13 protein-coding genes are annotated in these 10,966 nt (G+C 54.4%); 10 read left to right on the forward strand and 3 right to left on the reverse strand.

Annotation, left to right across the window (positions count from 1 at the left end; translation table 11 throughout):
- The 5 genes from DSL70_RS13155 to DSL70_RS13175 all read left to right on the forward strand — a co-directional run bounded on the left by DSL70_RS13155 (position 1) and on the right by DSL70_RS13175 (position 3,666).
- Complete coding sequence (locus tag DSL70_RS13155; RefSeq protein WP_119308419.1) at positions 1-1,740, forward strand: Na+/H+ antiporter subunit D; 1,740 nt, start codon at positions 1-3, stop codon at positions 1,738-1,740.
- Complete coding sequence (locus tag DSL70_RS13160) at positions 1,740-2,216, forward strand: Na+/H+ antiporter subunit E (RefSeq protein ID WP_119308420.1); 477 nt, start codon at positions 1,740-1,742, stop codon at positions 2,214-2,216. Before DSL70_RS13155 ends, DSL70_RS13160 begins: the two co-directional genes overlap by 1 nt.
- Entirely contained in the window at positions 2,216-2,581 is a 366-nt protein-coding gene (locus tag DSL70_RS13165) for a cation:proton antiporter (RefSeq protein ID WP_119308421.1), read from the forward strand. The genes DSL70_RS13160 and DSL70_RS13165 overlap by 1 nt, the downstream gene beginning before the upstream one ends.
- Positions 2,578-2,943 (forward strand): monovalent cation/H(+) antiporter subunit G, encoded by a 366-nt coding sequence (gene mnhG, locus DSL70_RS13170; protein WP_119308422.1) that lies wholly within the window; start codon positions 2,578-2,580, stop codon positions 2,941-2,943. The genes DSL70_RS13165 and mnhG overlap by 4 nt, the downstream gene beginning before the upstream one ends.
- Before the next feature lie 309 nt (positions 2,944-3,252).
- A complete protein-coding gene (locus DSL70_RS13175) occupies positions 3,253-3,666 on the forward strand; it encodes a Ros/MucR family transcriptional regulator (protein ID WP_119308423.1) in 414 nt (137 codons plus the stop codon).
- A 123-nt stretch (positions 3,667-3,789) separates the two neighbouring features.
- On the opposite strand, the gene DSL70_RS13180 is transcribed toward DSL70_RS13175, so the two are convergent.
- On the reverse strand, positions 3,790-4,212 hold the full coding sequence (locus tag DSL70_RS13180; protein ID WP_119308424.1) for a DUF6477 family protein: 423 nt from the start codon (positions 4,210-4,212) through the stop codon (positions 3,790-3,792).
- A gap of 262 nt (positions 4,213-4,474) precedes the next feature.
- On the opposite strand from DSL70_RS13180, the gene DSL70_RS13185 reads away from it, so the two are divergent.
- The gene (locus tag DSL70_RS13185) at positions 4,475-4,876 is read left to right on the forward strand and encodes a helix-turn-helix domain-containing protein (RefSeq protein ID WP_245418206.1); all 402 of its coding nucleotides are present in this window, start codon (positions 4,475-4,477) and stop codon (positions 4,874-4,876) included.
- 139 nt (positions 4,877-5,015) lie between these two features.
- Positions 5,016-5,738: a DUF6456 domain-containing protein gene (locus DSL70_RS13190; RefSeq protein WP_162916677.1), complete on the forward strand. Its 723-nt coding sequence runs from the start codon at positions 5,016-5,018 to the stop codon at positions 5,736-5,738.
- Between the two features lie 77 nt (positions 5,739-5,815).
- Here the strand turns inward: DSL70_RS13190 and DSL70_RS13195 are convergent, their stop codons facing one another.
- Complete coding sequence (locus DSL70_RS13195; RefSeq protein WP_119308426.1) at positions 5,816-6,238, reverse strand: SufE family protein; 423 nt, start codon at positions 6,236-6,238, stop codon at positions 5,816-5,818.
- A gap of 427 nt (positions 6,239-6,665) precedes the next feature.
- Positions 6,666-6,977: a DUF5330 domain-containing protein gene (locus DSL70_RS13200; RefSeq protein WP_119308427.1), complete on the reverse strand. Its 312-nt coding sequence runs from the start codon at positions 6,975-6,977 to the stop codon at positions 6,666-6,668.
- A gap of 606 nt (positions 6,978-7,583) precedes the next feature.
- Between DSL70_RS13200 and DSL70_RS13205 the strand changes: the two genes are divergently transcribed.
- The 3 genes from DSL70_RS13205 (at position 7,584) to DSL70_RS13215 (ending at position 10,888) form a co-directional block, all read left to right on the forward strand.
- The gene (locus tag DSL70_RS13205) at positions 7,584-9,482 is read left to right on the forward strand and encodes an ATP-binding protein (RefSeq protein WP_119308428.1); all 1,899 of its coding nucleotides are present in this window, start codon (positions 7,584-7,586) and stop codon (positions 9,480-9,482) included.
- Between the two features lie 83 nt (positions 9,483-9,565).
- On the forward strand, positions 9,566-10,513 hold the full coding sequence (locus DSL70_RS13210; RefSeq protein WP_162916679.1) for a peptidoglycan-binding domain-containing protein: 948 nt from the start codon (positions 9,566-9,568) through the stop codon (positions 10,511-10,513).
- 27 nt (positions 10,514-10,540) lie between these two features.
- A complete protein-coding gene (locus tag DSL70_RS13215; protein ID WP_119308430.1) occupies positions 10,541-10,888 on the forward strand; it encodes a DUF1491 family protein in 348 nt (115 codons plus the stop codon).
- The last annotated feature ends 78 nt before the right edge of the window (positions 10,889-10,966 follow it).

Consider the following 10,966-nt stretch of genomic DNA (forward strand, 5'->3'; position numbering starts at 1 on the left):
ATGGCTGGAAATGCTGATAATGCGGTTGATTTCGCGGCGGGCATGCTGGTTGCTCCGACCTCTGCAGTCGACTGGCTGATCGTTGCGCCAACCCTGATCACCATCATCGGTGGTGCTTCACTGGTGATGTTGCGCTATCAGGCGAAGTGGCACGGCTATCTGACGTGCTTCTTTCTGGCGATGCTGGTGGTGGTTGACGCCATTCTGCTGGCGCGGGTCATGGAGCATGGACCCCTGACCATGACCATGGGGCGCTGGATGCCGCCATTTGGCATCTCGCTCGTGGTCGATGCCCTCGGCGCACTGATGGCTCTGATCTCGGCTGTTGTCGCCCTGACCGTGTGTGTCTATTCGCTGGCGGATATCTCGGTCACATCGACACGATTCGGCTTCTATCCATCGCTGTTGTGGATGATGACCGGCATCACCGGGTCCTTCCTGACAGGCGACATCTTCAACCTCTACGTCTGGTTCGAGGTGATGCTGATTTCGTCCTTCGGTCTGCTGATCGTTGATGGTGAACGGGTACAGATCGACGGTGCGGTGAAATATGCGGTCCTCAACCTCATGGCAACGACCCTGTTTCTGGTGACGACCGGCTACCTCTATGGGGCGGTCGGCTCGCTGAACATGGCCGACATTGCTGTTCGCCTGCGCGAGATGCCTGCGGGTGCGGCGCCAATGGGGACGATTGCCACCCTCTATCTGCTGGCCTTTTCCATGAAGGCGGCGGCCTTTCCGGTCAACTTCTGGCTTCCGGCCTCCTATCACACCCCGAAGATCGCCGTTTCAGCCATCTTCGCCGGGTTGCTCACCAAGGTTGGTGTCTATGCGCTCATTCGCACCCTCGTGCTTGTCATGCCCGAAGGGCGCGATCTGCTCAGTGACGTGATTGCATGGATTGCCGCCTTGACGATGATTTTCGGGGCGATCGGTGCATTGGCCCAGAATGATGTTCGCCGCAGCTTCGGTTTTCTCGTGGTTGGCGGCATCGGCTCTTCGATGGTCGGCGTGGCCGTCGGCACGGAAGATGCCATTACCGGTGCGATCCTCTATGCGGTCAACTCCATTCTCGTGATGACGGCGCTCTATCTGGCCTTCGGTATCCTGATGCGCAAGAATGGCGGCAAATACAATCTTGCCGACCTCGGCGGTGGCTACAAGGCTTCGAGCTGGTTGTCGATCCTGTTTCTGGCACTGGTGTTTGCCGCCTCGGGACTGCCACCTTTCTCCGGCTTCTGGCCGAAGTTGATTCTCGTTGAGGCAAGCCTCAAGGAAGGTTATGGCTGGTTGGCTTTTGCCGTGCTGTTGTCCGGTTTCATCACGACGATTGCCATGGGCCGCATCTGGGCTCATGCTTTCTGGCGTGGTGGCCCGATTGGAACCGTGGATGGGCGGGATGCCGCACCGCTCTATACTCTGTCATCTGTCGTGCGCCACCGGGTGTTCGTACCCGTGATGGCACTCGTTGCAATGATCGTCTATATCGGGGTCAATCCGTCGCCAGTCTTCTCCGTCTCCCAGTATGGTGCATCAACACTGCTGAAACCGGATCACTACATTGCCGCCGTGTTTGGTCCTGTTGCCGCACAGCGGACGGTAATGAACGAAGATCACGCGACTGCGGAGGGACAGGAGGATGCTGGAGCGGCCAAGAGCCGCGGACCGAACAGCAACAGGGCCAATAGCAACAGGGCCAATAGCAACAGGGCCAATAGCAACAGGGAAGGAGCGCACTGATGAAATATCTGTTTCTTGTCAACGTTCTACTAGCCCTCATTTGGGCCGCCGTCGGGGGCACCTTCACAGTACCGAACCTGCTTTTCGGTTTCGTGCTGGGCACCATTGTGCTGTTCATTATCAGGGAAAAGGCGGGAACGCTTCGTTACTTCCAGCGCGTCAAACGCATCGTCGCCCTGATCATCCTGTTCATCGTTGAACTGATCAAGTCGGCGGCCAAGGTGGCCATTCTCGCCGTTTGTCCGAATATCAAGCTCAAACCCGGCTTCTTTGCCTATGAGCTGAAGACGGACAGGGATCTGGAAATCACCATTCTTGCCAACCTCATCACCCTGACGCCGGGGACGCTGTCTGTCGATGTCTCGGACGACAAGAAGTATCTCTATATCCATGCGATAACGATCGATGATCTGGAAGATATGCGCGAAGACATCGAGACCGGCTTTGAACGCAAGATCATGGAGGCTTTCCGCTGATGGATCCGCTCATCAACATGTATTCGTTTCTTGACGTCGCAATTCTGCTGACGCTGATGATCCTGTCGCTGTCGTTCCTGTTCACCGCTTATCGCATCATCAAGGGGCCGACACTGGCGGACCGGATCATCGGGTTGGACATGCTCGTTGCCGTGGGCATTGGCTTCATTGCGGTGATTGGTGTGAAGACCAACTTCTATCTCTATACCGATATCGCAATTGCATTGGGTCTGGTCGGCTTCCTTTCAACGCTGGCCTTCGCCCGGTTTGTGCTGCACCACGGTGACAATTCGGAATTCTTTGACGAGGAAGAGGCTGCCATGGCTGATGCAGACGCCAAGAAGGCACTGGAGGGAACACAATGATCGGCATGACCTTTGACATGGTTTTCGACATCTTCGTCGGGCTTATGCTGTTGCTTGGTGCGGTCTTCGTTCTGACCGCCTCTATCGGCATGCTGCGATTTCCCGATGTTTACACCCGCATGCATTCTGCGTCCAAGGCCGGGACGCTGGGGTCGGGCATCGCTCTGCTCGCTCTGGCCCTGCACTCGGGTGAATTTGACGTTTTTTCGCGGGCTTTGGCGGGTATTGTCTTCTTCCTTTTGACAACGCCCATCACCACCCATCTTGTCGCAAAAGCTGCATATTCCACTGGAACAAAACCATGGGGTGGTACAGTAATTGACGAATATGCAGAAAGTAGGGAAAAGAATTCGGAAAAATAAGTAATTTTTCTATATCTTGTCCTTGACCAATCGTTAAAAAGGGAGTTTTTGCGGAAAACTCCCTTTTCTTAATTTTGTTTCCGGGCACATATATAAACTTGCGTTACTTCCAAAATTATGTGCGGCAACATGGTTTCCCACAAGCTTATTAAGAAAAGTATATTATTTCTTGAAGTAAAAACATAGATACATTACCAATGAGCCCAATGGATTTCAAAACTGGTGACTCTTGTATCAAACAGTCGAGTGCCAGATCGTTCAAGTGGAACTTAATCATCTTGAGCATCAATTAGAAAGAATGTCCGGATTATGTCAGAAAACGCAGAAAACAACGTGTTGATTGAGCTCACTGCTGATATCGTATCGGCTTACGTCAGCAACAATGCCGTACCGGTAAATGATCTTTCGGGTCTTATCGGCGACATTTACAAGGCTCTGGAAGACACACGAGCTCCGGTATCTGAAGAAGTTATCGAAGCACCGAAACCAGCAATCTCGGTCAAGAAATCAATCACACCAGACTATATCATCTGTCTGGAAGACGGCAAGAAGTTCAAGTCTCTGAAGCGCCACCTGCGCACCCACTACAATCTGTCTCCTGAAGAATATCGGGAAAAGTGGGGCTTGCCAGCAGACTATCCAATGGTTGCGCCAAGCTATGCGGAAGCACGTTCCAGCCTCGCAAAGAAAATGGGTCTGGGCCAGCAGCGCCGCAAGAAATAAACCTGATTGTGTCAGGTATTGCGCAGTTTTTCCTGCGCCAGATAAGGAACAAGGCAGCTCACGGGCTGCCTTTTCTGTTATGGGATCTTCGTTCTGTCCTAGAACCGCGTGTCGAATAGCCATTTATTGGTGATTCTCAACTGCTCTTTCCGCTCCCAGCGCCTGCATCAGGCTGATGTGGCGCATTAGGGAATAGCGATAGTGGCCGCTTTGCCCTCTGCGTCTTTCTGCCCGCAATGCCAGCATGATCTTCCTGACGATGATCCCCGGGCAGCCTTTTTCGAGCCTGTCGATTTCACTTGGAAACAGATGCAGCAGACCGGGAAGGTCTCTTTGGCGGACGTAGTCCCGTTCTCCACACCGTATCATGCTGCGCAAATAGGTCGGGTGGCCTTGTGCCGGAAGACCGCAGTCCGCTTCGGGGGATGATGATCCGGCTGGGCCTTTTTTATGCAAGGAAGCCGGGGAGGATGGGGTCTTGTCCTTGCCTCTCGCGAAAGACAAGACGCCCGGGTCCACTTGGGACTGCTGTTTGAAACGTGTCATGCAGCAATTGTCTCACCCGACTTCAGCAGGAGAATAAGGGGCATAAGGGGAGTCGAATTTCGCGCTGTCACGTCAGGTGAGAAAGGCAGACAGGCACAAACAGCAGGGATTTCCATTGCTTTTCTTTATCCGCTTCAATTCTTGCATCAAATTTTAATAGGATTTTATTCCTCACTCCCTCATTGGTTGTATATTGATTGCAATATCACAAAATGCAACCCAAGAGAGAAATTTGTGAGCGGAGACTATGATGGAAACTGGATTGAATACTGAATATGGTGAGATATTCCGGCGTGGCGGAGTAGAAGAAAAGGCAAGAGCTTCCACGGCCGGAGCCAGTATTGCTGCTTTGGAACTTGTCGATGAGCTTGTCGCCAGAACCTATCGCCTGCCGCGCAGTGCCCTGCATGCGGGCACGCGCTGTCGCAAGAGCGTCGCGTTTGCCAGGCAGGTCGCGATGTATCTGTGCCATGTTTGCCTGAGCTACCCCCTCAAGGATATCGCCGGGCATTATCAGAGAGACCGGACGACGGTGGCCTATGCTTGTCGGGTGGTCGAAGACCGGCGCGAGGATGAAGAGACCGAGTTGCTCATCAACAGCCTTGAAAGCGCACTGGAAACCATCATGCTGGTCACACCGCTAACCCGCAAGAGGGCCCGCTGACATGGTCAAACCACCAAAGCCCATGCAAGAATCAACCGATGGTCAGCAAGCTGATTTTCCCATCAGTGAGCCTCTCCGCGAGGCTTTGATCGGGGTCGGCAAAGCGCCTGAAGGTGCCCGGGGGAGACGCCATGTCCCCATGATGACTGACCTCCTGCAACGTGGCTGGGTTGAGCTCGAAAACGGAGGTCCCAGACTGACCGGCGCAGGCAGACAAGCTCTGAGGCGCGACAAGCTTGCAAGGGAAGAAACGGGCCTGACGCAAGGCTCACGGGTAGATGAAAAACTGTTTGCGCAACATAAGTCTGCCTCCAAATCAAACAGGCTCTCTTCACCGTCCGACCGAGAGGGTATTCCCATTTCCAGAAAAGCCGAAAGCCCGCTGCTGCAGCTGGCCAGCCGCAAGCGTAGCGATGGCAGTAATTATCTGGGCGCAAGTCAGGTGGAAGCGGGTGAACGCCTGCGCCGGGACTTCGAGCGAGGTCAGATTGCGCCAGCACTTGGCATCAACTGGCAAAGGATCGGAGAGACCGAAGGGGCTGTTTCCAGAAATGCGCGCAGGGCGGGAGCAGACAGGGACCTTGGTGAGGGAGCTCTCGACGCTCAGGCCCGCTTTCGCAAGGCGGTGAAGTCGGTCGGTGAGGAACTGGCAGATCCGCTGATCGACTTCTGCTGTTTCCTCAAGGGGTTGGAAGAGCTGGAGCGGGATCGTCACTGGCCGGCTCGATCTGCCAAGCTGGTCATGTCACTGGCTCTTAGTCAACTGGCGCGCCATTATGGCCTGTCAGATGAGGCCCGGGGCCCGGAGCACAATCGGTTGCAGCACTGGGGCACCAAAGACTATCGCCCTAATCTTCCCTGAAGGCTCGGGTCCGTCAACGAGCGTGGTGAGACAGAAAACCGGACTATCCGGCAAGAGGGGCCAGTGCTTGGGCCCTCTCACCCCAGAGCTTTCTTGGCGTCGGACTTGATACGACCAATCATTGCCGAAAGACCATTGGACCGTTGGGGTGTCAGATGGTCGCGCAGGCCGATCTGATCGAAAATCGCATCGGCATCGGTGTCGAGAATCTCTCTCGCAGTCTTGCCTGAAAAAGTCGCCAGTGCGATCGCCACAAGGCCCTTGACGATGTGGGCATCGCTGTCGCCCTCAAAGGTCAGGGTCGGATTGTTGCTATCGCCCGAGATGGTCGTGGTCAGCCACACCTGCGATACACAACCTTCAACCTTGTTCTGCGCATTCATGGCTTCTTGCGGCAGGTCCGTAAGCTCGCGTCCAAGCTCGATGACATAGCGATAACGCTCTTCCCAGTCATCAATGAAGGAAAAATTCTCGATGATTTCATCAATCGTCAGTGGCATGACAGTCTCGATCTTTTGAATTGGCCTTTCTGGATAGAGCTACCCTAATCAAGGCTAACGCAAGGGGCAACCCTTCTGTGCGTCGGGACAGGGTTTCATGCCACACAAAAAGAAAGCGCCGAAATGAAGGGCGATTCATTTCGGCGCGGCCACTGGCCCAGTGGGACGAGTACGGTCAGATAGTTGAAATAGTCGCGGATGATGAGGCCGTTGTCAGTGAATAACAATTGAGACTATTTCAACCCTCCGACCTGGAGTTCGGACTTGTCTATGGGGTAGAACAAGAACCGAAATTCGCTGAGAGTTCACTGTTTCCTTTCGCGGGGGCAATACCCGCAGATATCGTTTACTGTGCCTGAAGGACCAGAGCCTTGAGCGCCTTCTGGTCACGTTCCTGGGCTGTTGGAGCCACAGAGTTCATGGCAATTTACTTGTTAGCTTCCTTGTCGGTTGCGGCGCTCGAAGCTGACTGCTCCGCTTCGTCTCCATCCAGATACAGGTAGAGCTGCTTTGCACCATATCGTGCCTTGGCCGAGAAATTCTCAAGCGCCACTTCACCCGCCGCGCAGACTTCCGGCTGCCGCGAGCAGAATGAGGTGAAATCCTTGAACGTTGCCTGAGCCGCAACCATGGCTTCCGAGGTGGACAGCCTTGCTGCGTCTGTTGTGCTTTCCTTGTCCGCCGGAAGGATCAGAATGACCAGCGACAGCCAGAAAGCGGCTCTGATAAGAAATGACATTCCCGTGCCCTTTCAATTCCCACATGCGCCTTTCCGTTATCAGGCGCCTTCGTCCATTTCAGCGTTGGGCTCAATCTCTTTGTGGATTGGTGATTTCCCGAACCGGATGCCCTCACTGATTGCTTCAAGATAGCCCAAGGGTGTCAAAAGCAGTTTGAAAGAAAGAGTCAAAATAGATTCAAATTCGATCTATCTTGCAAGCTTCTGTTTACCTCTCTTCTGAAGCGCAGAAACCGGCCTTTTTATCCTTAACGCGAAAGCTCTGAATGCGTGTTGCTTTCATAAGGAGAGGAGCGTTGCCGGTAACTGTAAACAGCTGTACACCGCGAATAACAAATTGAAATACATATGGTTTCAGCGGCACTGGTTGTTTGCGCTATGGAATTGTTAACCATACGGAGCGTTTTTACGCCTGAAATGGCAAAAACCAATTGTTCATCATAAGAAGTGGTGGGGAGGGGGCTGCTTTTTTAGCGTTCCTTAAAAGTCTGCATGGCAATCTAGGGCCAACGCTGCCTGCCGGCCAGAAGGTCGGCAACCTGTGTTTGTATCGCGTATTTTTATGGCTTCCTTCAACGAAGGCCATAAGCCAGGTGAGGTTAAATCGTGCTCGACGCCTTTTGGGACAAATCGCCCCTTCGGTCTGTCATCGACAGTCTTCTGTTTGAACCGGGCAAACTGTGTGAAAGCGAAAAGGCGCATCACGCCTGGTTCATCGGTATCCATCTGGCTATCGGTGCCTTGGCGTTGGCTTCCCTGCCGATTGTCATTCTGGCCGCTACCAGCTCACTGGGATCTGATATATCTGGTCTGGCGCTGTTGCCGCTCTGGATGCTCGCTCCACTGCTTTCCGTATTCTATCTTTCGAGAACCGGCAAACTGACCAACGCTTTCCTTCTGACGGCGGCCACCACTGCGGCATTCATCGTCTGGATTGCCAGCATGACAGGTGGATTGCAATCGCCTCATCTCGTCTGGCTTGGTGTCATCCCGCTGGAAGTTGCGCTGTCAAACAACCGCAAGATCATCAAGCAGTCTCTTCTCATCTGCTTCGTGGCTCTCGGTGTCCTGAGCGCTAGTGAAGCGACAGGCATTCTGCACCCGGCGCCGTTGGGCGAGGTCGGATTATCGTTTGTCGGCGCCATGTCTGTCATGGCCGCCGTGCTCTATGCCGGGCTACTGGCCATTCGCGTTGAACTGCTTCATCGCGGGCGGCTTTGCGAATTGCAGGCCGAAGAAATGCGCTATCGCTCCATCGCCGACACTGTGTCCGACATGATCACCCGTCACGATCGCAGCGGCGATGTGACCTTTGCTTCGCCTACCGCGGAACGGCTCGTCAATGCCAAGCCGGAAAGCCTGATGGGCAACGGGCTGTTCCAGAAGATCCACATTCCGGACCGTCCGGCTTTCCTTCAGGCATTGTCTGACTGCATGAACCGTGGCGAGAGCGAAAAGCAGCCAGTGACGGTTGAAGTGCGTATCATGGCTGAAGAAGCCATGTCGGAAGACCTTTCTGGTGAAGCCGCTCGCGGAGACCGTTTGCGCTGGTGTGAAATGACCTGTGCGCCGGAACGCGATGAGCTGGGCGTGATCATCGGGGTCATTGCTTCGACTCGCGATATCAGCAAACGCAAGCAGCAGCAGTCAGCCATGGAAGAGGCTAGAGCCGAAGCCGAGCAGGCCAACGAAAGCAAGACCCGCTTTCTGGCCAATGTGACGCATGAGCTGCGCACGCCGCTCAACACCATCATCGGCTTTTCCGAAATTCTCTGCCACCCTGATCTCATTCATAACAATGAGGCCAAGAGTGTCGAATATGCCGAACTGATCCACAAGGGCGGGAATCATTTGCTCCAACTGGTCAATGCGCTGCTCGACATGTCGCGCATTGAGTCGGGCAATTTCGAAGTCGCGCCACAGCAGTTTGACATTGTGGATTTATCCGAGAGCTGCTGCAAGATGATGCAGGGTGATGCAGAAATGAGGGGCATCACGCTCTTTAGCAAGAATGATCTGGAGATCACGGAAGCTTATCTTGATCCGCGCGCCTGCCGTCAGATTTTGCTGAACCTGATTGCCAATGCGCTGAAATTCAGCGATCGCGGCAACAAGGTCATGGTCTCGATCCGACAGGCCCGCAACAAGTGTGGGCAGCTGTTGGACGGCAAGATTGAACTTGTTGTTTCTGACAACGGGATTGGCATTGACAAGAGGGATATTCCCAAATTAGGAAAGCCCTTCGTCCAGGCAGAAAGCAGTTTGCAGCGTCGCTTTGAAGGAGCCGGTATCGGTCTTTCGATCGTGCAGGGCCTCGTTGGTCTTCAGCATGGTCACATGGTGATCGACAGCGCGCTGGGCAAGGGGACGACCGTTACCATCACGCTGCCTCTCGACATGGCCACAGCCAACGCAGATGGAGCGGATCAACAATCGCCAAAGGATACTTCCTTGGCAAAAACAGACGCCACGACAGTGACATTGAAGACAAACAAGGTCGCCTGATCCGGTTTGTCCCGGATTGAAAGTGGCCAGACGGACAACAACTGAATCGGTAGTAGAGCAACCGAATTATGAGGCAAAACGCAATGTCAGAGACATATGACGATTATGAAAACTGGGAAGACGAGGGGAAAAGAAGCCCGCTCGCCCTGGTTGGCATTCTGGTCATGGCGCTCACGAGTGCTGCCATTATCGGCAATGCATTGTTGTATCAGCCAAAGTCCGCCGAACTGCAGATGATGAACAGCGTGCGCAATGACAGCCTCAAGGCTCGCCCATCCGAACCCGCCGTTGAAGGCCAGACAGCCCGCACGACCATGGTTCTGTCCATCCAGAATGCCCTGACCATTGCCGGCTACTACGCCGGTCCGATTGATGGCATGGAAGGCAGCCAGACCCAGGAGGCAATTTCCGCCTATCAGGATTATGTCGGCCTGCCAGTAAACGGCAAGGTTTCGAAGGAACTCTATGATATCCTGACTGGTCGCAAGACGCTGGCAACAAGCAAGGTTTCGCAGGTCGAGAGCGTTCGCGTGGCTCAGAATGGCTCGGTTGAAACGGTTGGGTCGATTTTGCAGGCCAGCCCGCAACCGCAGCCGCGTCTGGATGTGACCCCGCAGGCGGCAAGCGGACTGGAAACCCTGCCACGGATCAAACCGGCAGTCGAGCCACAAGCCGCACCGGTGCGTTCTTCGCAACGCCTTGCCGTGACGCCACGGGCGGAGCCTCGTCAGCAGATCCTGCAGGAACAGAACATGGTCCAGCTGATGGCCTCGAGCAATAGTCCGGTTCCGCCAGAAGACATTCCCGGCACCTCTGCCCAGACTGCATCTGGTGATCCGGTTCTGATCAAGGTCCAGAAGGCCCTGAAGAGAATCGGCTATGAAAATCTGACGGTTGATGGTGTCATGGGCAGCCGCACCAGCTCGGCAATTGCCAGCTTCCAGCGCAGCCGCGGCCACCCTGTTACCGGTCAGGTGAACGATCGCCTGTTGCAGGAAATGATGGTCATGGGTTATCTCGATCTGGGCTAACTGAAACTCCTACCAAGAAGACAATTCATGCGCCTTACTTCAGACCTCTGGGTCTCAGCCTATCTGCGTCGTCGAAATTCTGCGGGCAAACCTTCGGTATTGGTGCGTCGTGGCGCCCGCGAGGCGGGGGCCATATTCGTTCGCGTTGACAGGCTGGATGGGATGCATGACCTCTATGAACCCGCCAGTCAGCTTTCCTATTCGGAGGAGAATTCACGACTGGGCGATCGGTTGTTTCGTCGGTGTCTGGAGGCTGTTTCAACCTTTGACGTCATGGATCGGCTGGAAAAGGAAGAAAAGTTCGACAGCGATTTCTGGGTTGTCGAAACCGAATGTGCCGAAGCCAGTCACGATCTTCTGTTGGCCGACGATTGAGCGCTGGCATTACGCTCCCATTTGACAAAAAGAAACCCGCAGCTCTTGCCAGAGCCTGCGGGCTTTTTCTTGCCTATC

The organism is Cohaesibacter haloalkalitolerans (genome assembly GCF_003574655.1).
Classification (GTDB): domain Bacteria; phylum Pseudomonadota; class Alphaproteobacteria; order Rhizobiales; family Cohaesibacteraceae; genus Cohaesibacter; species Cohaesibacter haloalkalitolerans.